Source organism: Nitrospinota bacterium, from assembly GCA_016217735.1.
Taxonomy (GTDB): Bacteria; Nitrospinota_A; UBA7883; order JACRGQ01; family JACRGQ01; genus JACRGQ01.
The window spans coordinates 1-24,223 of the sequence record JACRGQ010000023.1 but is presented as its reverse complement, the minus strand read 5'-3'; the positions used below and the strand labels follow the sequence as shown (position 1 = coordinate 24,223).

The 24,223-nt window shown below is 60.8% G+C and carries 23 protein-coding genes and 1 tRNA gene; 2 read left to right on the top strand and 22 right to left on the bottom strand.

The genetic code is table 11. The features are described 5' to 3' along the window. Nucleotides 1–7 precede the first annotated feature (7 nt). From gcvPB to mnmE, 11 genes are all read right to left on the bottom strand, one after another. Nucleotides 8–1,486, bottom strand: a complete 1,479-nt coding sequence (gene gcvPB / locus HZA03_03725; GenBank protein MBI5637063.1) for an aminomethyl-transferring glycine dehydrogenase subunit GcvPB — start codon at nucleotides 1,484–1,486, stop codon at nucleotides 8–10. Between the two features lies 1 nt (nucleotide 1,487). Then, complete coding sequence (gene gcvPA / locus HZA03_03720) at nucleotides 1,488–2,810, bottom strand: aminomethyl-transferring glycine dehydrogenase subunit GcvPA (GenBank protein ID MBI5637062.1); 1,323 nt, start codon at nucleotides 2,808–2,810, stop codon at nucleotides 1,488–1,490. A gap of 11 nt (nucleotides 2,811–2,821) precedes the next feature. Continuing rightward, a complete protein-coding gene (gene gcvH / locus HZA03_03715; protein ID MBI5637061.1) occupies nucleotides 2,822–3,208 on the bottom strand; it encodes a glycine cleavage system protein GcvH in 387 nt (128 codons plus the stop codon). Between the two features lie 9 nt (nucleotides 3,209–3,217). Beyond that, the gene (gene gcvT / locus HZA03_03710) at nucleotides 3,218–4,300 is read right to left on the bottom strand and encodes a glycine cleavage system aminomethyltransferase GcvT (GenBank protein ID MBI5637060.1); all 1,083 of its coding nucleotides are present in this window, start codon (nucleotides 4,298–4,300) and stop codon (nucleotides 3,218–3,220) included. Next, nucleotides 4,300–4,713 (bottom strand): YjbQ family protein, encoded by a 414-nt coding sequence (locus tag HZA03_03705; protein ID MBI5637059.1) that lies wholly within the window; start codon nucleotides 4,711–4,713, stop codon nucleotides 4,300–4,302. The genes gcvT and HZA03_03705 overlap by 1 nt, the downstream gene beginning before the upstream one ends. A gap of 95 nt (nucleotides 4,714–4,808) precedes the next feature. Continuing rightward, nucleotides 4,809–5,489 carry a DNA alkylation repair protein gene (locus HZA03_03700; protein ID MBI5637058.1) on the bottom strand — a complete coding sequence of 227 codons (681 nt, stop codon included), beginning with the start codon at nucleotides 5,487–5,489 and terminating at the stop codon, nucleotides 4,809–4,811. Next, nucleotides 5,486–6,025: a hypothetical protein gene (locus tag HZA03_03695; protein ID MBI5637057.1), complete on the bottom strand. Its 540-nt coding sequence runs from the start codon at nucleotides 6,023–6,025 to the stop codon at nucleotides 5,486–5,488. Before HZA03_03695 ends, HZA03_03700 begins: the two co-directional genes overlap by 4 nt. Before the next feature lie 299 nt (nucleotides 6,026–6,324). Next, the gene (locus HZA03_03690) at nucleotides 6,325–6,822 is read right to left on the bottom strand and encodes a transposase (GenBank protein MBI5637056.1); all 498 of its coding nucleotides are present in this window, start codon (nucleotides 6,820–6,822) and stop codon (nucleotides 6,325–6,327) included. 228 nt (nucleotides 6,823–7,050) lie between these two features. Next, entirely contained in the window at nucleotides 7,051–7,602 is a 552-nt protein-coding gene (rsmG, locus tag HZA03_03685; GenBank protein ID MBI5637055.1) for a 16S rRNA (guanine(527)-N(7))-methyltransferase RsmG, read from the bottom strand. Beyond that, nucleotides 7,592–9,472, bottom strand: a complete 1,881-nt coding sequence (gene mnmG, locus HZA03_03680) for a tRNA uridine-5-carboxymethylaminomethyl(34) synthesis enzyme MnmG (protein ID MBI5637054.1) — start codon at nucleotides 9,470–9,472, stop codon at nucleotides 7,592–7,594. Before mnmG ends, rsmG begins: the two co-directional genes overlap by 11 nt. Further along, entirely contained in the window at nucleotides 9,454–10,815 is a 1,362-nt protein-coding gene (gene mnmE / locus HZA03_03675; protein MBI5637053.1) for a tRNA uridine-5-carboxymethylaminomethyl(34) synthesis GTPase MnmE, read from the bottom strand. The genes mnmG and mnmE overlap by 19 nt, the downstream gene beginning before the upstream one ends. A gap of 556 nt (nucleotides 10,816–11,371) precedes the next feature. Here mnmE and HZA03_03670 point away from each other — a divergent pair. After that, nucleotides 11,372–11,890 carry a metallophosphoesterase gene (locus tag HZA03_03670; GenBank protein ID MBI5637052.1) on the top strand — a complete coding sequence of 173 codons (519 nt, stop codon included), beginning with the start codon at nucleotides 11,372–11,374 and terminating at the stop codon, nucleotides 11,888–11,890. Between the two features lie 163 nt (nucleotides 11,891–12,053). Next, nucleotides 12,054–12,758 (top strand): TIGR04219 family outer membrane beta-barrel protein, encoded by a 705-nt coding sequence (locus tag HZA03_03665; protein ID MBI5637051.1) that lies wholly within the window; start codon nucleotides 12,054–12,056, stop codon nucleotides 12,756–12,758. A gap of 45 nt (nucleotides 12,759–12,803) precedes the next feature. Here the strand turns inward: HZA03_03665 and dprA are convergent, their stop codons facing one another. From dprA to HZA03_03610, 11 genes are all read right to left on the bottom strand, one after another. Continuing rightward, complete coding sequence (dprA, locus tag HZA03_03660) at nucleotides 12,804–13,907, bottom strand: DNA-protecting protein DprA (GenBank protein MBI5637050.1); 1,104 nt, start codon at nucleotides 13,905–13,907, stop codon at nucleotides 12,804–12,806. Continuing rightward, entirely contained in the window at nucleotides 13,904–16,831 is a 2,928-nt protein-coding gene (locus tag HZA03_03655) for a hypothetical protein (protein ID MBI5637049.1), read from the bottom strand. The genes dprA and HZA03_03655 overlap by 4 nt, the downstream gene beginning before the upstream one ends. A gap of 357 nt (nucleotides 16,832–17,188) precedes the next feature. Next, on the bottom strand, nucleotides 17,189–17,425 hold the full coding sequence (locus HZA03_03650) for a hypothetical protein (protein MBI5637048.1): 237 nt from the start codon (nucleotides 17,423–17,425) through the stop codon (nucleotides 17,189–17,191). A gap of 17 nt (nucleotides 17,426–17,442) precedes the next feature. Further along, nucleotides 17,443–18,642, bottom strand: a complete 1,200-nt coding sequence (locus tag HZA03_03645) for a cofactor-independent phosphoglycerate mutase (protein ID MBI5637047.1) — start codon at nucleotides 18,640–18,642, stop codon at nucleotides 17,443–17,445. Between the two features lie 11 nt (nucleotides 18,643–18,653). Next, nucleotides 18,654–19,952 (bottom strand): homoserine dehydrogenase, encoded by a 1,299-nt coding sequence (locus HZA03_03640; protein MBI5637046.1) that lies wholly within the window; start codon nucleotides 19,950–19,952, stop codon nucleotides 18,654–18,656. Then, the gene (locus HZA03_03635) at nucleotides 19,949–21,121 is read right to left on the bottom strand and encodes an aminotransferase class I/II-fold pyridoxal phosphate-dependent enzyme (GenBank protein ID MBI5637045.1); all 1,173 of its coding nucleotides are present in this window, start codon (nucleotides 21,119–21,121) and stop codon (nucleotides 19,949–19,951) included. The genes HZA03_03640 and HZA03_03635 overlap by 4 nt, the downstream gene beginning before the upstream one ends. Next, on the bottom strand, nucleotides 21,118–21,972 hold the full coding sequence (gene lipA, locus HZA03_03630) for a lipoyl synthase (GenBank protein MBI5637044.1): 855 nt from the start codon (nucleotides 21,970–21,972) through the stop codon (nucleotides 21,118–21,120). Before lipA ends, HZA03_03635 begins: the two co-directional genes overlap by 4 nt. Beyond that, the gene (locus HZA03_03625) at nucleotides 21,969–22,838 is read right to left on the bottom strand and encodes a methylenetetrahydrofolate reductase (GenBank protein MBI5637043.1); all 870 of its coding nucleotides are present in this window, start codon (nucleotides 22,836–22,838) and stop codon (nucleotides 21,969–21,971) included. Before HZA03_03625 ends, lipA begins: the two co-directional genes overlap by 4 nt. Nucleotides 22,839–22,846: 8 nt before the next feature. Further along, entirely contained in the window at nucleotides 22,847–23,506 is a 660-nt protein-coding gene (locus HZA03_03620) for a methylenetetrahydrofolate reductase C-terminal domain-containing protein (protein MBI5637042.1), read from the bottom strand. A 116-nt stretch (nucleotides 23,507–23,622) separates the two neighbouring features. Beyond that, nucleotides 23,623–23,696: transfer RNA gene (locus HZA03_03615), tRNA-Gln, on the bottom strand. Between the two features lie 17 nt (nucleotides 23,697–23,713). After that, the gene (locus HZA03_03610; protein MBI5637041.1) at nucleotides 23,714–23,911 is read right to left on the bottom strand and encodes a hypothetical protein; all 198 of its coding nucleotides are present in this window, start codon (nucleotides 23,909–23,911) and stop codon (nucleotides 23,714–23,716) included. Nucleotides 23,912–24,223 lie beyond the last annotated feature (312 nt).

Here is a 24,223-nt window from a genome sequence, read left to right as displayed (position 1 = left end):
CCGCCCGTCAACGGCGATAGCGGAGGTCTGGCTGGCGCGCCGCCTGGGTTTCGTCCAGGCGTTTCACCTTGACCGCCACCGGCGCGGCGGCAAGCGATTCGGGATCGGTCTTCGCCACCTCGGCGATTTCCTTCATGGCGGCAATGAAAGCGTCCATCGTCTCCATGCTTTCGGTCTCGGTCGGCTCTATCATCATCGCCCCTTTCACGATCAGCGGGAAGTAGATCGTGGGAGGATGGAAGCCGCGGTCGATCAGCCCCTTGGCGATATCGAGCGTGCTGACGTGGTGTTCCTGCTGGAATTTGTCCGATAGGACGCACTCATGCATGCAGGTGCCGTTGTACGGCACATGGTAAACGCCCCTCAGCTTCGCCAGGATATAGTTGGCGTTGAGCACCGCCGTTTCGGACGCTTCTTTCAGCCCCGCGCCGCCCATCGTCAACAGGTAGGCGTAGGCGCGCAGATACACGCCGAAGTTGCCCCAGAACGCGTTGAGCGCCCCGATGCTCTTCGGGCGGTTGAAGTCCAGGCTGTAAACGCCGTCCCGCCGCGTCACGCGCGGCACGGGCATGTACGGCTCAAGGAATTTTTTCGCCAGCACCGGCCCGCTGCCGGGGCCGCCGCCGCCGTGCGGGGTGCTGAAGGTTTTGTGCAGGTTCATGTGGCACACGTCGATCCCCATGTCACCGAAGCGGGCCTTGCCCATCACGGCGTTGAGGTTCGCGCCGTCGCCGTAGACCAGCCCCCCCTTGGCATGCACGATGCCGCAGACCTTCTTGATGTTCTTTTCAAACATCCCCAGCGTGTTGGGGTTGGTCAGCATCAGCGCGGCGGTATCGTCATCCATCTCCTTTTCCAGCAGCGCGAGGTCGATCAGCCCGTCCGGCCCGCTGGGGAGCGTGATAGCGGCGTAATCGCACAGCGTGGCGGTGGCGGGATTGGTGCCGTGCCCCGAATCGGGGATGATCACCTTTTTGCGGGGGTTCCCTTTTTCGGTGTGATACGCGCGGATAAGCAGCAGGCCCGCGAATTCCCCTTGCGCTCCGGCGGCCGGTTGCAGCGAGGCGGCATCCATGCCGACGACTTCGCACAGCATCTTTTCCAGATCGTACATCACCCGCAGCGCCCCCTGCGCGGTGGAAAAATCCTGCAGCGGGTGCAGGCCGGCGAAGCCTTCCAGCCGGGCGGCGGCCTCGTTCACCTTCGGGTTGTATTTCATGGTGCAGGAGCCGAGCGGATAAAAATTGCTGTCCACCCCGTAATTCCACTGCGAGAGGCGGGTGAAATGGCGCACCGCTTCCGGTTCGCTCACCTCGGCCAGCCCCTCCACCGGGCCGCGCAACATGGAGGATGGCGCGATGGTGGCGGGATCGATCTCGGGAAACTCGCTTTTCGGAACGTCGCACCCCGCGCGCCCCTTGCGGCCATGCTCGAAGATCAGCGGTTCGTTGAAGACCAGCCCGCGCGCGCCCGGTTGTTGCGCCATCTTATGCTCCCACCGCTTCAATAAGCCTGTCCATATCCCGCTTGGTCGTCAGCTCGGTAACGGCCAGCAGCATTTTATTCGTCATGTCCGGATAGTCGCGCGAAACGTCGTAGCCGCCGATGATCCCCTGTTCGGCCAGCCGCCGGTTCACTTCCGCGGCGGGCCGGTTGAGTTCCACCACCATCTCGTTGAAGAACGGATGCCCGTGGACGGGGCGCATGCGGTGGCGCAGTTCGGCGGCGGCGTAAAAACAGTTTTTCGCCATGGCGGCAAACCCCTGCCGTCCCATCAACGTGAGGTAAATGGCGGCGGTCAGCGCGCAAAGCGCCTGGTTGCTGCAAATATTTGAGGTCGCCTTCTCGCGGCGGATGTGCTGCTCGCGCGCCGACAGGGTGAGCACGAATCCGGGCCGGCCATCCTTGTCCACCGTGCGGCCGCACAGGCGGCCCGGCATCTGGCGCAGGTGCTTTTCGCGCGTGGCGAACATTCCCACGTACGGCCCGCCGAACGACATCGGTATGCCGAGCGACTGCCCCTCCCCCACCACGATATCGGCCCCGAAATCGCCCGGCGGCGCGAGAAAGCCGAGCGAGGCGGCCTCGGCCACCGCCACGATGAAGAGAACGTTCTTCGCGCGGCAAAGCTCGCCGATGGCGCGGAGGTCTTCCACATTGCCGAAAAAGTTGGGCGACTGCACCACCACGGCGGCGGTATCACCGGTGATAAGTTGTTCGAGGGATGCGGCTTCGCTCCGGCCCGCAACATGGTCGGCGGACTCCTTAAGGACGATCCCCCGGTTTTCCGTATAGCTGCGCGCCACCTGCCGCCAGCGGGGGTGGACGCAATTGGAAATGACGATTTCCCCTTTGCGCGCGGTGCGGCAGGCCATCAGCGCCGCTTCGGCCAGCGCGGAGGCGCCGTCGTACATCGAGGCGTTCGCCACTTCCATGTTGAACAGGGCGCAGACGTAACTCTGCCATTCGTATATCGCCTGCAAGGTTCCCTGGCTGATTTCGGGCTGGTACGGGGTGTACGATGTGTAGAACTCGCTGCGGCTGATGAGCTGATCCACCGCCGACGGAATAAAGTGATTGTACGCGCCGGCCCCCAGAAATGTGGGGGACGAGGTGGCGGGCCGGTTTTGCCGCGCGAGATCCTTCAGGTGCGCCAGCAGCGGCTGCTCGGCCATCGGCGCGGGCAGGTTCAGGTTCCCTTTGAAACGGGTATCCGCGGGGATCGCCGCGAAGAGGTCGTCCACGGCGGCCACGCCGGCGGCGGCGAGCATGGCGCTTTTTTCGTCGGACGTCAGCGGGATGTATCTCATGCGCCCGGAACTTACTTCAGCGACTTGATGTAATCGGCGTATTGGTCGGCCGAAAGGAGTTCGCCGAGTTCCTTCTTGTTGCTCACGGCGATCTTCACCATCCAGCCGGCGTCATAGCAGGACGAGTTCACCAATTCGGGTTCGCCCTCAAGGTCGCCGTTCACTTCCAGCACTTCGCCGCTCACCGGGCAGTAGAGGTCGGAAACGGATTTCACCGATTCCACCACGCCAAACGGCTCGCCGGCCTTTATGACGGTTCCCTCTTCGGGAAGCTCCACGAAAACCACATCGCCCAGTTCGCTCTGGGCGTAATCCGTAATGCCGATGGTCACCACGCCTTCCTCTTCAAGGGCCCACTCATGATCTTTCGTGTAATGAAGACCGTCAGGATATTCCATCGCCACTCCTTACTTAAACACGCCGGAATTAATAAACGGAAGCTTGCAGACCCGCGCGGAAACCTGCTTGCCGCGGATATCCACCGCAATGGCTCCGCCGGGCGAAACTCCCTTATCAGCCGCAATATATCCGATTCCAATCGGCTTTTGCAAAGACGGGGAAAACGTGCCGCTGGTGACCGTCCCCGCGGGGACGCCGTCAACCAACAGCGAAAAACCCTGACGGGGAATGTTCTTCCCCTCCAGCGTGAAAGCAATCTTCTTGCGCGCCGGGATAAGCCCCTCCAGCGCCCCCTTGCCGATGAATTCGTGATCCATCTTCACCACCCAACGCAGCCCCGCCGTCAGCGGGTCGATGTCCGCGTCCAGCTCGTGCCCGTAGAGCGAATAACCCGCCTCTATCCGCAGCAGGTCGCGCACGGCCAGCCCACACGGGGCGATGCCGTCATCTTTACCGGCGGTCATCAGCGCGTCCCACAGCGCCGCCGTTTTTCCGGCGGGCGCCATCAGCTCCACGCCGTCTTCGCCGGTATAGCCGGTGCGGGAGACGAGCACCTCGGCCCCCTCGAACGAGGCGAGGGCGAAATGGTAATACTTGAGTTCTTGGGGAAATGCGATCACCGCCGCGGCTATCGCCACGGCTTTCGGCCCTTGCAGCGCCAGCAGCCCGAAATCGGCCGAGCGGTTTTGCACCGTCACCCGAGAGCCGTCCGTGTGTGACGCCATCCATGCATAATCCTTGTCGCTGTTCCCCGCGTTGACGATTAACAGCCAGCTTTGCGGCCCCAGGCGGTAGACCAAAAGATCGTCGAGGGCGTTTCCCTTTTCGTCGCACATGACGGAGTAAAGAACCTGCCCTGCCGCCATGCCGGCGACGTTGTTCGTCTGGATACTATTGATGAACGCCGTGGAATCGGGACCGCTGATAAACACTTCGCCCATGTGGCACACATCGAACAGGCCGGCGCGGTGGCGCACCGCCTCGTGCTCCGCCAGCACACCGGCGTACTGCACCGGCATATCCCAGCCGCCGAACGGAACTATCCGCGCGCCCAGCGCCACGTGCCGGTCATACAACACCGTCCGCTTCATTATTCCCCCATCACCTTTACGATAACCTTTTTTTTGCGCTGACCGTCAAACTCGGCGTAAAAAACCCGCTGCCACGGCCCGAAATCAAGCCGCCCGTCCGTCACCGGCACGATCACCTGATGATGCACCAGCAGCGATTTCAGGTGGGCGTCGCCGTTGGTTTCGCCGGTGCGGTGGTGCAGATAATCGATGTTGAAAGGGGCCAGCTTTTCCAGCCAGGCGTCCATGTCCTGTATCAAGCCGTCCTCCGCGTCGTTTACGTACACCCCGGCGGTGATGTGCATGGCCGATACCAGGATCATCCCCTCTTTGATGCCGCTTTTTTTCAGCACGGCTTCCACCTTATCGGTGATGTCGATATACTCGCGCTTCCGGCTGGTATTGAAGAAGAAGTATTCGGTGGCGGCTTTCATCGTTCGGCCCTTTGCGTCGCGCGCGTACTTATTATCCGTTTACGGCTGTTAAAGTGCAGAATATTACTCCCAAAATCCCGCGCTGGCAACGATAATTATCGCCGCCCGGCGGCGGCTTTTCGCAGCTCGCGCACTGCATCGCGCCCAACCCAGCGGGGGGCCGCTTCGGGCGACGCGGCAAGTTCCTCCGCCAGCGCCAGCGCTTTTTTCCGCAACGCGGCGCTCCGCTTGCCGATTTGGCGCAGCGCCCAGTTCACCGCCTTCTTCACAAAATTCCGCCCGTCATCCGCCCCTTCCCGTATCATCGGCAAAAATTCCAGAAAGCGCGCGTCGTCCGCCCGCTTGTCATGCACCGCCAATACCGCCATCAGCACAAACCCGGCGCGTTTGACGTATTCGCGCCGGTCGCGGCGCCACGCGCGGGCTTTATCGTACGCGTAAGGGGTTTTGTCAAAAAGGTTGCCGCAGACCTGATCGCAAACATCCCACGAATAAAAGGTTTTCACCCAGCGGTCCATCTGTGCGCGGGTTACTTTTTCCGGCTCGTCCACCAATGCGGCCAATATCCGCGCGTCGTGGATGCCGCTGGCCCACAGCTTTTGCGCCAGCGCGTGATCTTTGCCGCACTCTTTTGCCATGGCCCGCAGGAGGGGCATGCTCACCCCCAGCCCGTTTTTGGGAACGATGCCGTACCGCGCCATCCCCGCGAGGTTTTGCGGCTTTGCGATAGCGCGCAACTTTTTTATGATCTCATCGGCGCGATGCGCGGCGGTCACGGCTTCCCCATTTTTTTTTGCAGCTTCCGGGCGCGGGCCGCCAGCGAGGGGATGCCGCTGCCGGCCGCGGCCCGAATCAGCGCGGATACTTCATCCCGCATTCCCGGCTCGGCCTTGGCGAAATCGGCCAGGGCCTGTAATGACATCACCCGCACAATGCGGCTATCGTCATCGGCAAACCACTCCTTGAGGATGGCGGCGGCCCGCTTCTTCTCGGCGGAGGTGGTCTTTACATACGCCAGCATCTGGGCCAAATGCCACCGCACCTCCTGCTGTTGAGCTTTGGACAATGCGGCAAAAAGCCGCTTTTTGAGGGGGGCCAGCAGCGCGCGGTTTTTCTTCGCCGCTTTCTCGCAGGCATCCGCCGCGCGGGCGCGAAGCACCGGGTCATCCCCAAATATCGCTTCAAACAGCGAGGCGAAACGGGCGGGGTTGTCCGCCACCTCACGCGCCGCCTCGTTCGCGCGCCCGATGGAGCGCAGATCGCCCCCTTTCAGTTTTTTTAAAATCTTCCCCGCGTCGCCCCGTTTTGCCATCAGTTTAATTTTACCCTCCTGTGTGCGCCGCCGCTATAGTTGCGGCCCTTCCCGGGGTGAATATATAGTGAGCAACTGCGCCGACCTCTTCCCCCGCTCCCCCTTGCGGTAGGGTTTTTGACCGATGCGGGACGGATTTCTCCCGGTTGTCTTTCCCCCGGTGGGACGGACAATCCTCTCCGTCATCGGCCCGAAGGGCCGACCATTTTTCCCCTTATGCCTTGCGCCTCTGGCGCAAGCACGGACAATCCTGTCCGTGCCACTCAGATCATCCGCGCCACCCGGAAATTGGCGCGTTTTCAATAACTATTCAAATAATTTTCTCCTGCGATGATCCACCGATAGGTTTCCGGTGTGTCGGCCAACCCTCTTTTAACAGGGTTGTTTTGAATGTATCGGTATTTCTCGCGCCATTCATCTTCGTCGCGGATAATACGGTCAAACCATTCTTCCTGCCATATGCTTTGACCGCCCCCTCGCATTTTATTTATATTTCGGGCCGATACTCCCTTGAGGGGTTTCATGATCTCCCCCAGCGAAAAGTAGACCCCTTCAGCCTTTTCCATCGGGTAAAAAAGCAGATGAGCGTGGTCAGACATTACCACTCCGATGGATAAGCCATATTTTCTTTGATGCCCAAATGCGATGCATGAAACTACGATGTCCTTCCATTCATCGGTCAAATCAATTTGGTTTGTTCTGAAGGTGACAAAATACGAGGTGTTTCCCATCTGCCAATGAGGCAAGCTTCGGCGTGTTATCAAAAGGTCTTTGGCGGTTACTATTTCTTTGGGCACATCAAAAATTCTAGCACGGGGGCTGTTCTTCCCGGTGGAGTGGATTTCTCCGGTTGTCTTTCCCCCGGTGGAACGGACAATCCTGTCCGTCATCGGCCCGAAGGGCCGACCATTTTTTCCCTTATGCCTTGCGCCTCTGGCGCAAGCACGGACAGGATTGTCCGTGCCACCCAGGTCGTCCCCATAAAATCGGCTTGAGGAATTTTTTTAAGTGGCGCTGTATTGCCTTCAGATAGAAGGGGCGCGCGTGAAGCAGTCGGCGGAGGGATTTTTGCCGAAGAGGCGGTAGCCGCCAAATTCTTCCGGGGCATCGGGCGTGTGGTGGATGATGACGCGGCCGGCCGGTTTCAACAGGCCGCCGGCGGCGGAAAAAACATCCTCCCGTTTCACGGCGCGGGAGGTGACCACATCGGCGATGGCGGCGTATGCCGGGTCTTGTGATATTTTTTCGCTCCGTTCATTCAGTACGCGCACGTTCTTCAATCCCAGCAGCGAGGCGGCGTGTTGCAGGAAGATCGACTTCTTCCTGTCCGATTCCACCAGCGTGAAGCGGTGTTGCAGATAGCGAATGGCGAGCGGGATGGCGGGAAGTCCTCCGCCGCTGCCGATGTCGAAAATTTCCAGCGCATTCCCCGGCGGAAAAAACTCCGCCATTGCAAGCGACGGCTCGATGAGCACCGCCTGCGCCTTGTCCCGCGCGACGGAGGTGAGGTTCACCTTTTTATTCCAGCGGTAGAGTTCTTCCAGATACCGCCCCACCAGTTTCTCATCAGCCGCCACCGTGCCCCCTTGTTTTGAGATGGATCATCAAAATAGAGAGCGCCGCCGGGGTCATGCCGGCGATACGCGATGCCTGCCCGAACGTGAGCGGCTTCACCCTGTCCAGCTTCTGTTGCAGTTCCACCGAGAGGCCGGAGATGCCGATGTAATCCATCTTTTCCTCCAGCGGGATGTTCTCTATCTTGCCGAGCTGCTCTATCCAGCGGTTTTGCCGCGCGATATACCCCTCGTATTTTATTTCCGTTTCTGCCCGCTCGATGTCGGTATCGTCGAACGCCGCGAGGTCGCCAAAAACGGAATCGCGCTTCAGTGTAACATCTGGGCGTTTCATGTATTGCGCGATACCGATGGACATATCCACCGGCGGCAGTCCGCTGTTCTGCAACAACATCAGATTTTCCGGCGTGGGGTTGAGAAACGCCCCCCGCAGCCGTTTCACCAGCGATTGAATCCGCCCCTGCCTATCCAGGTATTCCTGATAGCGCTCTTCGCCCAGCAGGCCGATGCGGCGGCCCAGATCGCACAGCCGCTGGTCGGCGTTATCCTGCCGCATCACCAGCCGGTGCTCGGCGCGGCTGGTGAACATGCGGTACGGCTCTTCGGTGCCGAGCGTGGTGAGGTCGTCCACCATCACGCCGATGTAGCTGTTGGCGCGCGGCAGGATGACCGGCTCTTCCCCGCGTAGCTTGCGGGCGGCGTTGATGCCGGCCAAGATGCCCTGTCCCGCCGCCTCTTCGTAACCGCTGGTGCCGTTGATCTGTCCGGCGCAGTAAAGGCCGCCTAGCGCTTTCGATTCCAGCGTGGGGTACGTCTGCGTGGGCGGCACGAAATCGTATTCCACCGCGTATCCGTGGCGGATAACCTTTACCTCTTCGAGGCCGGGGATGGAGCGGAGGAATGCGTCCTGAATGTCTTCGGGCAGGGAGGTGGAAATGCCGTTGGGGTAGATTTCCGGATTGTGGCGCGAGACCGGCTCAAGGAAGATGTGGTGCGAAAGCCGTTCGGGAAACCGTACAACCTTGTCCTCGATGCTGGGGCAGTAACGCGGCCCCACACCCTGTATCACGCCGGTGAAAAGCGGCGAGCGGTCGAACCCCGTGCGGATGATCTCAGGTGTGCGCGCGGTGGTGTGGGTAATGTGGCAGGGAAGCTGCTCCCCCTCGATTTTCTTTGTGAAGAAAGACATGGGCGGGGGAGGGATGTCCCCCGGCTGCGCCTGCGGCACACCCCAGTTGATGGAATCTTTGTGCAGCCGCGCGGGGGTGCCGGTTTTCAGGCGGCCAAGCTGAAGGCCAAAACTTTCCAACGAACCGGAGAGATGGGCCGACGGCCCCTCGCCGATGCGCCCTCCCGGCGTTTGCGAAAGGCCGGTGTGCAACAGGCCGTTGAGGAACGTGCCGGTGCAGAGGATCACCGCCTTTGCCAAAAGTTCTTCGCCGGTGAGAAGCGCGACGCCGCGCACCGCGCCGTTTTCGCCCAAAACATCTTTCACCGATCCCTCGATGATGGAGAGGTTCGGCGTGGCGGCCAACTCTTCCCGCATCGCCGCTTCGTATTCGATGGTATCGGCCTGCGCGCGGCAGGCCCGCACGGCGGCCCCTTTGGCGGCGTTCAACGTGCGGAATTGCAGCCCGGCGCGGTCGGTCACGCGCGCCATCAGGCCGCCGAGCGCGTCGATCTCGCGCACGATCTGGCTTTTGCCGGGGCCGCCGATAGCGGGGTTGCAGCTCATCCGGGCGATGCTGTTTTTATCGGTAACGACCATCGCGGTGGCGCAGCCGAGGCGCGCCGCGGCGTGCGCCGCTTCGCATCCCGCGTGGCCGCCGCCGACCACAATGACATCGAACCGCTTCACTTGCCCACGCAAAATTCATCAAAGATGGCGGAGAGCACCTCTTCGGTGTACGACTCGCCGGTGAAGCGTTTTATCTCCTCCAACGCGTCCCACACGCTGGCGGCGGCCAGCTCGCGCCCGAGCGCGACTTCATCGGCGGCGCGGCGCAAATCTTCGGCGATGCGGCAGAAAATCTCGCGGTGGCGCAGCCGCGTCACCACCGGCTCTTCGCTGTTGAGATCGTGCGCGTCATGCGCGAACGCCGCTATTTTTTTCAGGAGCTGGTCGAGGCCGCGCATCTCTTTCACGGAGATATGCACCGGCGAAACCGCCGCGTCGGGCCACGCGATCTGTTGCGGCATATCGCTTTTGTTTATCACCGCCAGATGGAGCCGCGCTTTTTTGAGAACCTCCAGCACCTTCGTATCGCTTTCTTCCCATGCACGCGCCCCGTCGAAGAGGCCGATCACCGCGTCGGCCGTTTCAGCGGCTTTCAACGCGCGGCGGATCCCTTCGGCCTCCACCGCGTCCGGCGCGGGGTTCAGCCCCGCCGTGTCTATCAGCTCCACTTTCAGCCCGGCAAGCTCCCCCTCCGCGCGGATGAGGTCGCGCGTGGTGCCGGGTACGCCGGAAACAATGGCCCGCTCCTCTTCCAGCAGCGCGTTGAGCAGCGACGATTTACCGGCGTTCGGCTTGCCGATGATGGCAAGCGAAAGACCGTGTTTCAAAAATCTGCCGCCGTCATAACTTTTAATCAACACATCCAAACGGCGCGCCGCCTCGCTCAGCGTCCGCCGCAATTCATCGTCGGTTGCGGTGACGAACTCTTCATCGGGAAAATCGATGGAGGCTTCCAAATGCGAGAGCGTCCATACCAGCTTTTGGCGCACCGCCTCGATGCGCTGGGAAAGCCCCCCCTCCATCAGCCCGAAGGCGGCGCGCGCCGCCCCCTCGCTCCGGGCTTTGATGAGGTCTATCACCCCTTCCGCCTGGCTGAGATCGATGCGCCCGCTCAAAAACGCCCGCTTGGTGAATTCCCCCGGCTCGGCCATCCGCGCACCGGCCCCCAGCAACATATTGAGCGCGCGGCGCAGCACGGCGGGGGAGCCGTGGCAACTAATCTCCACCATATCCTGCCGCGTGTAGCTGCGCGGGGATTGCATATAGACCACGCAGACCTCGTCCACCGGCCCCGTGGCGCCGCGCAGGGTGCCGAAATAAAGCCGGTGCGATTCGAGCGGGCCGCCGGGCTTCCCCCCCTTGCGGCAAAAAAGCGGGGCGGCGATGCGATGCGCATCGAGACCCGAAACCCGGATCACCCCAAGCCCCCCCTCGCCGACGGGGGTGGCAATGGCGGCAATGGTATCGTCGAGATTCATACGGTTAATTTAGATGCGTGACGGAGCTTTGGCAAGGGAAAGGGGAGGAAAGGGACAATAGCGGCGGGAAAATAAAAAAGGGGGCGGAAATCCGCCCCCCTTTTAAAAGACAGATTACTTGTGGGCCGGAGCTGCCGCCGGAGCCGGTGCTGCCGCGGGGGCCGGAGCCGCTTCAGGAGCCGCCGCCGGGGCCGCGTCCGGGGCCGGAGCTGCTTCCGGGGCCGCTTCAGGAGCCGGAGCCGCCACCGGGGCCGGTGCTTCTTCCTTCTTTTCGCAAGCCGGGAGAACCGCAAGTGCGCCCGCGAATAATACTGCTGCCGCCACAAGGCCAAACTTCTTAAACATGTCTCTTTTTCCTCAAAAAATTGTTGCGCCCGGTCGCGTTTGCCGGCACACCGCATGCCGACGGACCGTTAAACCACACGCCCATATAAGCGAGGAACTCTAGCATATAACGTAAATAGCGGCAACAAATATGGTGAAAATGGCATTTTCAATAAATAGCCGATTTTTCGGTGGTGTACAATAAACGCATGAATGCCGCCGGTAAGCAAAAATGAAAATCGGTGTGATATCCGATACGCACGACAATGTGCCCAAGATCGAGGCCGCCGTCGCCCATTTCAACCACGCCGGGGTGGACGCCGTTTTGCATTGCGGCGACTTCGTGGCCCCGTTCGCGCTGCTGCCGTTCAAAAAATTGCTGCCGAAGCTATACCTCGTATACGGCAACAACGACGGCGAAAAAAAGGGACTGCGGACGTTGGCCGCGGAGCACGGCTGGACGCTTGGCCCCATGCCGATGGAGGTGGCGCTTGGCGGAAGAAAAATCGTGATGCTCCACGAACCGGACCGGCTGGAGGATCTGCGGCGGGCCGCCCGGCACGATCTTATCGTTTACGGCCACACGCACAAACCACGCGCGTCGCACGACGGCGGACGGCTGGCGCTCAACCCCGGCGAAGGGGGCGGCTGGCTCAGCGGCAGGGCAACCTTGGCGGTGGTGGATCTTGAAAACATGGCGGTGACGTTCCACGAAATCGGCACGCCCGGCGAAATGCCGACGGCGCTCTGAACTAAACCGCCGGTTTTTGCGGCGGCGGCGTTTTGGGCTATGATACCCGGCGATACGTGGGAGCGTGCAAAACCATACATCAGACAAGGAGAATGACGTGTTAAAGAGAACCTTTTTCGGATTTTGCGTTTTGGCGCTGGCATGGGTTCCGGGCGCACAAGCAATGGCCTTGGAAATCGGCGTCGGAACGGCCAACCGCGCTCCCGCCGGCACCGTGCAATATATGACCGGCGGAACCAATGCCGATCTTAAGAACGACCTGAATCTGGGCGACCACAGCGACCTCGTGGGACGGCTGAAACTGAAGCATCCCATCCCGGTCATTCCCAATATCTACATCCATTACCTGCCAATGAGTTTCACGGGGGACAAGACCAACACAACCTCGATCATCTACGGCGGCCAAACGTTTCAAGCTAACACCGCCCTGCATACCGATCTGACGCTGAATTCCATCGACCTCGGACTTTTTTACGACATCCCGTTCATCAGCACGGCCACCGGCGGCATTGTGGTGCCGGAAATCGGCCTTAACGTCCGCATGTTGTCGTTCAGCGGAAAACTGACCGGCACCACCGCCGCGGGAACCAGAACCGAGGAGAAAACCGCCTCGATCCCGGTGCCGATGCTCTACCTGGGGCTGGGAATACATCCCATCGAGTTCATATCGCTCAATGCGGAGATCAAGACCTTAAGCGCCGGCGGCAACAGCATCACCGATTGGGGCGTGGAAGCGGCAATCCATCCGTTGTCCGTACTCTATATTGCGGTGGGCTACATTTCACAGAGCATCAAAATCGACACCGACAACATTAAGACCGACATCAGTTTCAAGGGGCCGTACGCGGCTGTCGGCGTGTCGTTCTAGGCATCCCGCCGAATCACGGGCGCTCCCGCGAAGGGGCGCCCGTTTCTATTTTCCTAAAAGGGCGAAAAGTTTTCCCGGCAGTTGCCGCACCGTTCCCCGCAATTCCATCTCCAACAAAATGCCGAGCACCACGCCGCTCGGCATGCCGCTCCCTTCCACCAGGTGATCCACATGCCGTTCGCCGTTTTTGAGAAGCGCCACGATCCGCTCCGCATCCGGGGAAAGCGGCGCGCGCGCCCCGTCCGCGCCGGGGGCGGCAAGTGCCGCCCGCACCTCCGGGGAGAACTCGTTCACCACATCGTCGGGCGAGATGACCAGCTTGGCCCCTTTCTGGAGCAGGCGGTTGCACCCTATCGATTTGGGGGAATCAATGCGCCCCGGCACGGCGAAGACCTCGCGCCCTTCGTCCAGCGCGCCGTAGGCGGTGCCCATGGTGCCGCTTTTTTCGCCCGCCTCTATCACCAGCACACCCAGGGAAAGGCCGCTGATGACCCGGTTGCGTATGGGAAAATTCCGCTTGTCCGGCTCGGCGCCGAAAGGGAACTGTGAAATCACCGCTCCCGATTTCGCAATCTGTTTGAAGATATCCCTGTTTTCCGGCGGATAGCATCTGTCCAGCCCGCTGCCGAGCACGGCGATGGTGCGGCCGCCCGCCGCGAGCGCGGCGCGGTGGGCCATCGTGTCGATGCCGCGCGCCATGCCGCTGACGATGGTCAGCCCGCGCCTTGCCAGCACGGCGGTGAAATTTTCGGCGGCGATCCGGCCGTAGGGCGAAGGGCCGCGCGTGCCGATCACCGCGATGGCGAGCGCGTCTTCGCGGCGGATTTCCCCGGCGATGTAGAGCACCGGCGGCGGGGTATGCGCCATTTTGAGATTGCCCGGATAGCCGCCGTCCAGGAGAGTGACGATGGCCACGCCCTCCTTTTCGGCGGTGGCCCGTTCGCGCGCGGCGGTTTTCGCGCCGTCGCACGCCACTATCTGGGCGGCCGCTTTGGGGCCGATGCCGGGGGTTTCCTCCAGCGCCGCGGCCGGGGCCGCAAGCGCGTCCGCGGCGGAGCCGAAACGGTTCAGCAGATGATGGAAGTTGGCCGGCCCGATGTTGGAAAGCGCGTTGAGGGCGATGCGGGCATCGGCCTCGCTGATCTTCATGCGGCGGCGATGGCCTTGTGCGCCCGCGCCATTGCCGCGTCCATCGTATCGGCCAGCGGTCCGCCAAGCTGTTCGAAGGGGGAGAGGATTTCCTCGAGCGTCTTCAGTTCCTCCGGCGCGTCCGGCAGCGTTTCAGCGCCCCGTCCGTATTCCATCCGCATGTGTATCTCCACGCGGCGCAGCAGCTTGTAGGAGGCGATGATGCCGTCGATATCGCCGCCGAGCCAGCCCGCATCGCGCGCCATGAGGAGCGTCTCCAGCGTGTTGCACAGGCGCAGGGCGGGTACATCCTTCACGCGGGCGAGCTTGATTTTCTGCGCGAAAAATTCGATGTCGACGATGCCGCCGGGGCCGTACTTGATGGCGATTTTTTTCTTTTCCCGGATTTTTTCCCGTTCCATTTTTTTCTTCATCTTATCCATCAGCGCCGCGTCCGCCGCCGACAGGCCGGGGGCGTAGACAAAGCGGTCAAGGCTTGCCAGCACCTCGCCGCCGAACGCGATATCGCCCGCGATGGCGCGCGCGCCGGTGAGGGCCATCCGTTCCCAGAGCTGGCCCCGGGTGGCGTAATATTCCTGCGCGGCGGCCTTGGTGATAACCATGTTCCCTTTTTCCCCTTCGGGGCGGAGGCGGACGTCAACGCGGTAGGCCTGCCCGTACTGGGATATACCTCCGACGGCCGCCAGCAAGCGCCGCGCCAAGGTGGTGTGGTACGTCAGGCTCTCCATCGGCTTCGTCCCGTCGTCGCCGAAAAAGAACATGAGGTCGAGATCGGAACCGTAGGTGAGCGCGCGCCGCCCCATTTTCCCAAGCCCTATCACGGCCAACTTGCCGCCGAACGCACCTCCTTGCCGCCCCATCTGATCCTCGATGACATCGAGACAGCGCTGGACGAACATCGCGGCCAGCCGGGTGAGATCCCCCATCAGGCGTGCCTGATCGTGATGCGAGGCGAGGTAGGCGATGCCGATGCGCAGGCTTTCGGAATTGCGTTCCTTGCGCAGCCAATCCAGTTTTTTATCGTAGCTGTCCATCGCCGGGGGGATGGCGGCCAGCGGTTCGGGCCGCACCGGTTCGTACCCTTGGCTGAGGATTTCGATCATGTCGTGCTGTATCAAGGTGCTGTCGGCCAGGTTTTGGGCCAAGCCGAGGGTTTTGAGCAGTATCTCGATGGACGGGGGGAACTGCTCGAAAATTTCATAGTGCGCCTCGCGCCCCGGATGGGCCGAGAAGAATTTGTCGAGGTTCGCGATCGTGCGGTCTTTGAGCGGCAGGGCGGCGGTGGTTTTAATAAGCGCGGGGAGAATCCGCATGAATATCTTGCGGCTTTTGTTGGACGGATGGTTGAACGGCTCGCCATCGCGGATGTGGAGCAGCGCGTTAAGCACCGTGCGCGGATCCTTGAATTTCATCTCGGCCAGCTGGATCAGCGCGGTCTCCTCGTTGTCAATGTCGAGAAAAAGTTCGGTGGGAGCTTCGTCCGCCGCCGCCTCCTCCTTGAAGAAGCCGGTGAAGATGGCGTTCGCGTTGGCGGTGTGCCGCCCGTATTCCGCCATCAGTTGTTCCGGCCCGGCGAGATTCATTTTCAGCGCCAGCTCTTTCAGGCCGTCACCTTCGGGGAGTATCTGCACCTGGCGGCCGTAGGCGATCTGCATCCGGTTTTCCAGGTCGCGCAAAAACAGAAGCGCATCGGCCAATTTGGCGTAAGTGCCGTAACCCATCAGCCCCCGCTCGAAGATGCGGTGCAGCGCCTTGAGCGAGTTGGTCTCGGCGAACCACGGCATCTTGCCGCCGTATATAAGCTGGTGGGCCTGAATGACGAATTCGATTTCGCGTATGCCCCCTTTGCCCAGCTTCACATTATTGTGGTAGCGGTCCTTGCCGGTTTTCAGATGTTTGTCTATTTTTTCCTTCATCGCCTGGATGTCGCGCAAGGCGGAAAAATCCATCGACTTGCGGTATACGAACGGGCGGATCATGGCGTGGAACTCGTCGGCGAGGCTTTCGTTGCCGGCGACCACGCGGGCCTTGATCATCATTTGCCGTTCCCATGGCTGCCCCCACGATTCATAGTAAAATTCGGCCGCCGCCAGCGAACAGGTCAGCGGGCCGCGGCTCCCTTCGGGGCGGAGGTTCATATCCACGCGATAGACGTTCCCGTGCGGCCCGATGTCGTTGAGCAGATTGGTCATCCGCTGCGCCAGGCGCGTCCAATATTCGCGCAGGCTTATTTTTTGGCGCTCCATTCCGGTTTTTCCGGCGCCCCCTTCCGTCTCCCCCTCGTCATCATCATGGAAGTAGATCAGGTCGATGTCAGAGCTGAAGTTGAGCTCGCGCCCGCCCAGCTTTCCCATCCCGAGCACGATAAAACGCCCGAAAGAACCATCCGGATGCAGCGGACGGCCAAAGCGTTCGGTCATCTCGCTTTCCGCCACCGCCATCGCCCCCTCTATGGCCACGTCGGCAAGCCGCGAAAGGTCTTCTATCGTCTCCACCGTGTCGGCCCACTTCAGCAGATCGCGCCAGCCGATGCGGAGCAATTCGTGGTTCTTGAAGTGAATGAGCGCTTCCTTCGGGTCGGGGAACCGGGCGTGCATCTGCGCCAGTTCGTGGCGCATATCGCGCTTGAAACGGATGGAGTGCAGCACCCCCGGCTGGAGACACCAGAACAGCAACTCCGGGTCGCGCATCGCCATGTCGGTGAGCGCCTGGCTGCCGGAAAAGAGCGCGGCTATCCATGGGATGTTGCGCTTGGTGAAGTGGGTCAGCAGCCGCGGGTTGATCTCTTCCACCTTTTCGATGAAGCGGGAAAAATTGACCAGCGCCCGGTCCGGCGCGAATGAGGCCTGGGCGGCGCGTTCAATCCAACGCGGCGCGAGGCGGTGCAACTCCCGGTTGCGCGCGATGCGGGTGATAGTCTCCATCCGCACAGTTTTACCACATCCCATGCGGAGATTCTTTACCACGAATAACACGAAGGGCACGAAAGGGAATGGGGGAAAAATCAAAAAGGATAATTGTTTTATTTCTTCGCGCCATTCGTGGTTCATCCGGATGTCATCCTGAGCCGAAGGCGAAGTACCCCTTTCCGGAAAGAGATCCTTCGCTGCGCTCAGGATGACAACCGAAAGGGATTTTTCGTTATGCTCACCCTTGCATTTCCGCGGCGGGGTTTGTACGCGGCCGGCTCCATTGCATTTCGCCGCCGCATCTTCGCTCCGCCCCTCCCTCGCCCGCGGCTCAGGATGACACGGTTTTTTTTAACGCCTTGTTAATCTCGCCTACAGCGGGGGGGCGTTGGTCTGGTAGATGGGGCAGGAATCGAAATCGGCGGTGAACTCACATTCGGCGAAGAGCGGTTCCAGCCGGCCGCCTTCCCCCGCGATGTTTTGTGCCTTGAACCAGCAGAAGAAGGGAATCTCCGGCGGGGTCTCCAACCCATATTGCTCCGGCGTCGTCATGAACGGGCAGATAAGCCCGCTTTTTTTCAGAATGGCCAGGCCCGGATCAATCGGCATCGGCGGCTCCCGGAAAATTATTCCTTTATGAACCTCTCGAAAAGTTTCGGCGCTTCGTCGTAATACAGGCCGCCGTTCCTGCCGACGATACTTTCATCGTACGCCTCCGCCGGTCCGCCCTCGCCGATAGCGGGCCAGATGGCGAACGGCACCTCGCCGCGTGAATGCGTCATGATGGAAAGGGGGCAAGGATGGTCGGAAAGCACCATCGCCCGTCCGTTTAGTTTCTTTATGACCTCCAGCAGCGGGCCGACGATCTTTGCATCAAAGTCCTCTATCGCCTTGACCTTGTTCTCCAGCGAACCGGCGTGGCTTGATTCATCCGGCGCTTCAATGTGGATGTAGACGAGATCCTTTTCCTTCAGCGCGTCGATGGCGGCCTGCGCCTTTCCGGCGTAATTGGTATCAATGTAGCCGGTGGCGCCGGGGACATTGATTACATCCATCCCCGCCAGAACGCCGATACCCTTCATAAGATCGACGGCTGAGATCATGCTGCCGGTAAGCCCGCGGAAATCCTTGAGCTTCGGAATGGCGGGGGCTTTCCCCTGCCCCCAGAGCCAGATGGAGTTCGCCGCCGGTTTTTTCGCTTTTACGCGCTCTTTGTTGAGCGGGTGGTTCTTTAAAAAAATCTGCGCCTCGCCGGTGATGTGGCGCAGCTTTTCCGCCCCCGATCCCTGCGGCAGGTAATTTTTAATGTTCTGGCCGCTGATGTCGTGTGGCGGGGTGCATTTCACGTCCACCGACCCGTTATTCCAGACCATCAGGTGGCGGTAGCTCACGCCCGGATGGAAGCGCACGTCGGAATCGCCGCCGAAGAAAACGTCGAGATCGTGAACCATCTGCCCGGCGATATCGGTCTCAATGTGACCGGCCGTAGAATCGGCCATGATGACCCCTTCGGCGCTTGGTTCCAGCGTGACGAGATTGCAGCGGTACGCCACATCGCTGGAGCCGAGATTGATTCCCATGGCAGCGGCTTCCAACGAGGCGCGGCCGGTGTAGAATTTTTTCGGGTCGTACCCCAAAATTCCCATATTGGTCACATCGCTGCCGGGGTAATAGCCGTCCGGCGTGGTTTTTACCCAGCCGACGGTTCCCTCCTTCGCCATCCGATCCATATTCGGGGTGCGGGCCGCCTGCAACGGAGTCTTGCCCCCCAGCGCCTCTATCGGCTCGTCCGGCATGCCGTCGCCGAGCAGGATGATCCGTTTAATGCCCATGATGTTTATTCTCCGTCATCGAGGCGGATGATCATCGCCTTGTTCCGGGTGCTGCGCAATTTGTTAATCTTCTCCACGGCGATCCGCACGGCGCGTTCTTTCGCGCCATGGGTAAGGATCACCAGCGGCACCACGCCGCCGGAGCGCCCCTTCTGGATCACCGAATCGATGCTGATTCCATTATCCCCCAAAATCCCGGCCATGGTGGCCAAAACTCCCGGCTTATCCTCCACCGTGAAACGGAGATAATAGCCGCCGGTTACTTCGTCGACCGGCATCATCGGCAGCTTTTTGCGGGCGCGGTCCATAAAGCCGAACGGGCTTATCCGCCCGACGGCTCCCAAAATCATGTCGCGCGCTATATCCGCCATGTTGGCGATGACGGCGCTGGCGGTTGCGTTCCCCCCCGCGCCGGGACCGATCAGCATCAGCCGCCCCGCGTCGCTCACGTCGATCTCCACGGCGTTGGTTACGCCATTAACGGCGGCGATGGGCCTCGCGGCGGCGACCATGACGGGGTGTACCCGCACGTCGAGTTTTTTCCCTTCCATCCGCGCGATGGCCAAAAGCTTGATCACCCGGCCGAACTGCCGGGCGAACTCGAAATCCTCCGGCGCGAGCCGGGTAATGCCTTCAATGTGGACTTTTGAAAAATCGACCGGCGAACCGAAAGCGAGGCTCGCCAAAATTGCCACTTTGTGGGCGGCATCGGTTCCCTCCACGTCGAACGCGGGATCGGCTTCGGCGTAGCCCAGCTTTTGGGCCGCGGCCAGCGCGTCGGCGAAGTTGACGGTGCCGTCCTTCATGCTGGTGAGAATGTAGTTGCTGGTACCGTTGATGATGCCTTGGACGGAACGCACCGCGCCGCTGGCGACCGCCTCTTTGAGTGTGCGGATTACCGGCACGGCGCCGGCCACGGCCGCCTCGAAGCCGATCTCCACGCCGGCGGCGATGGCATCGGAAAAAATCCCTTCGCCCCGCTTTGCCAGCAGCAACTTGTTGGCGGTGACGACATGTTTTTTGTTGGCAATGGCTTTTTTAATGGCGCGGAACGCCTCTTTTTCCCCTCCCATCAGCTCCACAACCAGATCGACATCCGGCGACGAGACCACCTCGTCAACGGACGCAAACAGTTTTGGGTTGACGCCGGGGCGCTTCTTGCGCCGGTTTTTCACCGCGATTTTGCGTATCTCAAACCGCGCGCCACAGCGGGCGGCGATGGCATCGGCGTTTTCGCCCACCAGCCTCGCCACGGCCGAGCCGACCACGCCGCAGCCAAGCAGGCCGACGCCGATGGTTTTCATGAAAGGATTCCCTTAATGCCGCGGATCGCCTGCCGGGTGCGGTGTTCATTTTCCACCAACGCGAAACGGACATATTCATCCCCTTCGCGGCCGAAACCGATGCCGGGGGTAACGGCGACCTTCGCCTCTTTCAGCAGCAGCTTGCCGAATTCGAGGGAACCCATCGCGCGGAATTTTTCCGGTATCCTGGCCCAGACGAACATGGTCGCCTTCGGTTTTTCCACGTGCCAGCCGATCCGGTTAAGCCCGTCGCAGAGCACGTCGCGCCGCTCCTGATACATGGCGGCAATCTCCTTCGACGCCTCGTCCCCCTTGTTGAGGGCGATGATGCTGGCGATCTGGATCGGCTGGAACATGCCGTAGTCGAGGTACCCCTTGAGATAGGTGAGCGCCTGCACCATCTCCTTGTTCCCGCAGACGAAGCCGACGCGCCAACCGGGCATATTATAACTCTTGGAGAGCGTGAATATCTCCACCCCCACCTCTTTCGCGCCGGGTGTGGCGAGAAAGCTGGGGGCCTTGTAGCCGTCGAACACGATATCGGTGTAAGCGAGATCGTGGATGATCATCACCTCGTTTTCCTTGGCGAATTTCACCACCCGTTCGAAAAATTCCTGCTCCACCGTCGCGGTGGTCGGGTTATGCGGGAAGTTTATCACCAACGCCTTCGGCCGCGGCCAAGAGCGGTTGTATGCCTCCACGCAGCTTTCAAGGAAATCCTTGCCGCCGGTGAGCGGCACGCTGATGACATCGGCCCCCGCTATGACGATGGCGTAGGTGTGGATGGAGTACGTGGGGGTGGGCACCAGCACGTTGTCGCCGGGCCCGAAGCAGGCGAGCGCGAGGTGCGAAATCCCTTCCTTCGAGCCGATGGTCACCACCACTTCGCTGTCTTTGTTGAGATCGACGCCGTAGCGGCGCTTGTACCAATCGGTGACGGCGAGCCGCAGTTTGTTGATCCCCTTCGAGGCGGAGTAGCGGTGGTTATGCCCTTTGCGGGTCGCCTCGATCATTTTTTCGACGATGAAATCGGGGGTGGGCTGATCCGGATTGCCCATGCCGAAATCGATGATGTCTTCCCCGCGTTGGCGCGCCTCCATCTTGAGGCGCGTCACCTCCGCCAGTATGTAAGGGGGAAGCCGTTTTATCCGTGGAAAATTAAAATTCACAACGCACCAACCTTTTCCGCCATGTACGAACTCCTCACAAAAGGTCCGGCAAATACTTTTTCAATGCCGGCCGCCCGCGCCGCGCGGGCCATCCGTCCGTAAAACTCTTCTTCGTAATACCTTACCACCGGCGCATGGTTGCGCGAAGGGGCAAGATATTGTCCCAGCGTCAGTATCCGCACGCCGGCTTCTTTCAGCGGGGCGAAGGCGGCGATAAGCTCGGCCTCCGTCTCGCCCAAGCCAACCATGATACCCGATTTGGCGGTGAGGCCGCATCCCGCCGCGCGCCGCAACACGTTAAGCGACATCCCGAAATCGGCTTTTGGGCGGATGCGGGGATACAGCGGCGGAACCGTTTCAACATTGTGGTTCAAAACGTCCGGGCGCTCCGCCAGTACCATGTCCAGCGCGTTCCAGTTCCCTGCAAAGTCGGGAACCAACAGCTCGACCAGCACGCCGGGATTTTCGCGGCGCACGGCGCGCATGACCGCCACATAGTGCGCCGCTCCGCCATCCGGCAGGTCGTCGCGCGTGACGCTGGTGATCACCACATATCGAAGCCCCATCTCTTTCACCATGCGGGCCACGTTCTCCGGTTCGCGCGGGTCGGGCGGCGTGGCGTTTCCCTTATCCACCGCGCAGAACGCGCATGTGCGGGTGCAGGCGTTTCCCAAAATCAGGAATGTGGCGGTTTTCCGCGAAAAGCAGTCGCCGATGTTGGGGCATTTGGCGCTTTCGCAGACGGTGTGCAGGTTTTTCCCGCGCAGTTCCGCCTTCAGCGCGGCGGTTGCGCCGAACCCCAACTGCTTGCGCAGCCACGCCGGTTTTTTATTCAGCGCCGCGTTGCTCATTTCCCCGCCTCTATCATGTCCAGCAGCAGCGGCAGGCTTTCCTCCTGCCCTATCGGCATGAGGTGGACGCCGCGCGCGATCTTGCGCATGGCGTTCACAAATTCCGCCGCCGCCAACAGCCCCTCGCGCGCCTGATCGGCCGCGCCGGTGATGCGCGCCGCCACTTCGGCGGGAATGGGGGTGGTGAGCACCTTCTCGTTGAGGAACGTAATCATCTTCTCCCCTTTCAGCGGGGTAACGCCGATAAGGAACGCCGCATCCAGCCCTTTCACCGAAGCGAGGAATTTTTCCACCGACGGGATGTCGAAGAACGGCTGCGTCTGGAAAAACTTCGCGCCGGCGGCGATTTTCTTTTTCGTCTTGAGCAGTTCCAGATCGAACGGCTCGTAGAAGGGATTGATGACGCCGCCGGTGAAAAAGGGGCGCACGCTTTTAACCGGCTTGCCGTTCATCGCCACGCCGCGCGCGAGATCGTTGGCGGCCTTGATGAGTTGCACGCTGTCGAGGTCGTACACCGGCCGGGCGTCCGGATTGTCCCCCATCGTCGGGAAATCGCCGGTCATCACGCAGACGTTCTCGATACCGAATGCCATCGCGCCCAGCATATCGCTCTGCAAGGCCAGGCGGTTCCGGTCGCGGCAGGTTACCTGCAAGATCGGCTCGCAGCCGGCGTCTTTGATAAACTTGCTGAATACGAGCGCTGACATCCGCATCATGCCGCGCTGGTTGTCGGTAACGTTCACGCCGTCCACGCGGTTGGCCACTTTCTCGGCGATGCGCAGGAATTGCGATACGTCGGCCCCTTTGGGCGGCGGTATCTCGGCGGTGATGGAGAACCGGTTGAGGCTTTCTTGAAACTTCGACATGGTGCGGCTTATTTCCCGTGGCGGGCGGGCGGTTCGATCTTGTGCGGCATGTTCGCCTTGCTCCGTTCTTTGGGAGCGGTTATTTCCATCAGATCGTCGAGACGCCCTTGGCTTTTAAGGCGTTCGTATATCTCTATCCAAACGCATTTGTTGGTCTGGTCAACTTCACACATGCCGCGCACCGCGCCGCCGCACGGGCCGTTCAGCAGCCCCTTGGGGCAGCGGGTTTCCGGGCAAAGCCCCGCGGTTTCGTTCAGCACGCAGTCGCCGCAGGCGCTGCATTTTTCGTAAAAATTCATCTGGCGTTTCGAGTTGCCGATGAAGAGCGAATCACAGCCGCTGATAACCGGCTTGTCCAGCGAATCCCCCACCGCCTGGATTCCCGCCCCGCAGGCGAGCACAAGGATGGCGTCGCTTTTGCCTATTTCTTCTTTGTGCTGCCGCGCGATGCGCTGCACATCCAGCTCGTGGCAGGTGGTGTGCGGCACGGTGCCGCCAACAACGGCCACCCCTTCGGCGGCCAGCTTTTGGGTCATGTCGGCGATCTCCGCCTCTCCGCCGGTGCGGCAAAGCGTGGCGCAATCGCCGCAACCGAAAATGAAGAGGGATTTCGCGCCGCGCACTCCCTTCATGATTTCGGCAAACGGCTTTTGTTTGGTAATTATCACGAACGCATTATAGCGCAGAGCGCGGCGGAGAAACACTTTTTCCACGCGCAAAACGGGCAAAAATCAACACGTTGGGCGTTGGGAGGTGATTCCATGCGTAACCGCTTCGGGAAAATTGGCTGGCCACCAAGGATTCGAACCTCGATAGGCAGATCCAGAATCTGCTGTCCTACCATTAGACGAGTGGCCAATTTTTTTGGGACAATATCACTCGGAGAGCAGGTCATCCTTCCCTTCCGCCGCATCATCTTGATGGCGGTGGATAGAGTTCAGGATAAACTCTTCGGCGCTCATCATCGCGCCCTTCACGTCATGGAGCGAAAGGTGGGGATAACGCGTAATCACCAGCTCGGCCACTTCCTTCGCCAGGAATATCCGCAGCGTATCGTTGTCCTTTTTCCGCATATGCATGCTCTCCTCGAACATGGATTTATATCAAAAGCGGATGGTTAAATCAAGCGCGGCCGCGGCCAAGCCGCATTGCCCCGCTTTTTTCCCGCCGCCGCGTGGCGATTCCAAGCCGGGACGCCCGCCGGCCGGGGAAAAACTTTGCATTTGGCGCGCACAATGGGTATATAAGGGGGCCATGATCGACATACGCAAACCGGTTTTCCCGAAAGAACACGGCCTTTGGGCGTGGGTGTTCCTGCCGCTGACCGTTGGCGCCGGTTGCGCGGAGGGGGATCACTCCGTGATGGCCCCGTTACTGTTGTCGGT

Bases quoted from the DNA above. Each gene is read 5' to 3' on its own strand.
- gcvPB (MBI5637063.1), bottom strand. From the start codon at position 1,486: ATGGCGCAACAACCGGGCGCGCGCGGGCTGGTCTTCAACGAACCGCTG.
- gcvPA (MBI5637062.1), bottom strand. From the start codon at position 2,810: ATGAGATACATCCCGCTGACGTCCGACGAAAAAAGCGCCATGCTCGCC.
- gcvH (MBI5637061.1), bottom strand. From the start codon at position 3,208: ATGGAATATCCTGACGGTCTTCATTACACGAAAGATCATGAGTGGGCC.
- gcvT (MBI5637060.1), bottom strand. From the start codon at position 4,300: ATGAAGCGGACGGTGTTGTATGACCGGCACGTGGCGCTGGGCGCGCGG.
- HZA03_03705 (MBI5637059.1), bottom strand. From the start codon at position 4,713: ATGAAAGCCGCCACCGAATACTTCTTCTTCAATACCAGCCGGAAGCGC.
- HZA03_03695 (MBI5637057.1), bottom strand. From the start codon at position 6,025: ATGGCAAAACGGGGCGACGCGGGGAAGATTTTAAAAAAACTGAAAGGG.
- mnmE (MBI5637053.1), bottom strand. From the start codon at position 10,815: ATGAATCTCGACGATACCATTGCCGCCATTGCCACCCCCGTCGGCGAG.
- HZA03_03670 (MBI5637052.1), top strand. From the start codon at position 11,372: ATGAAAATCGGTGTGATATCCGATACGCACGACAATGTGCCCAAGATC.
- HZA03_03665 (MBI5637051.1), top strand. From the start codon at position 12,054: ATGGCCTTGGAAATCGGCGTCGGAACGGCCAACCGCGCTCCCGCCGGC.
- dprA (MBI5637050.1), bottom strand. From the start codon at position 13,907: ATGAAGATCAGCGAGGCCGATGCCCGCATCGCCCTCAACGCGCTTTCC.
- HZA03_03655 (MBI5637049.1), bottom strand. From the start codon at position 16,831: ATGGAGACTATCACCCGCATCGCGCGCAACCGGGAGTTGCACCGCCTC.
- HZA03_03650 (MBI5637048.1), bottom strand. From the start codon at position 17,425: ATGCCGATTGATCCGGGCCTGGCCATTCTGAAAAAAAGCGGGCTTATC.
- HZA03_03640 (MBI5637046.1), bottom strand. From the start codon at position 19,952: ATGAAAACCATCGGCGTCGGCCTGCTTGGCTGCGGCGTGGTCGGCTCG.
- lipA (MBI5637044.1), bottom strand. From the start codon at position 21,972: ATGAGCAACGCGGCGCTGAATAAAAAACCGGCGTGGCTGCGCAAGCAG.
- HZA03_03625 (MBI5637043.1), bottom strand. From the start codon at position 22,838: ATGTCGAAGTTTCAAGAAAGCCTCAACCGGTTCTCCATCACCGCCGAG.
- HZA03_03610 (MBI5637041.1), bottom strand. From the start codon at position 23,911: ATGCGGAAAAAGGACAACGATACGCTGCGGATATTCCTGGCGAAGGAA.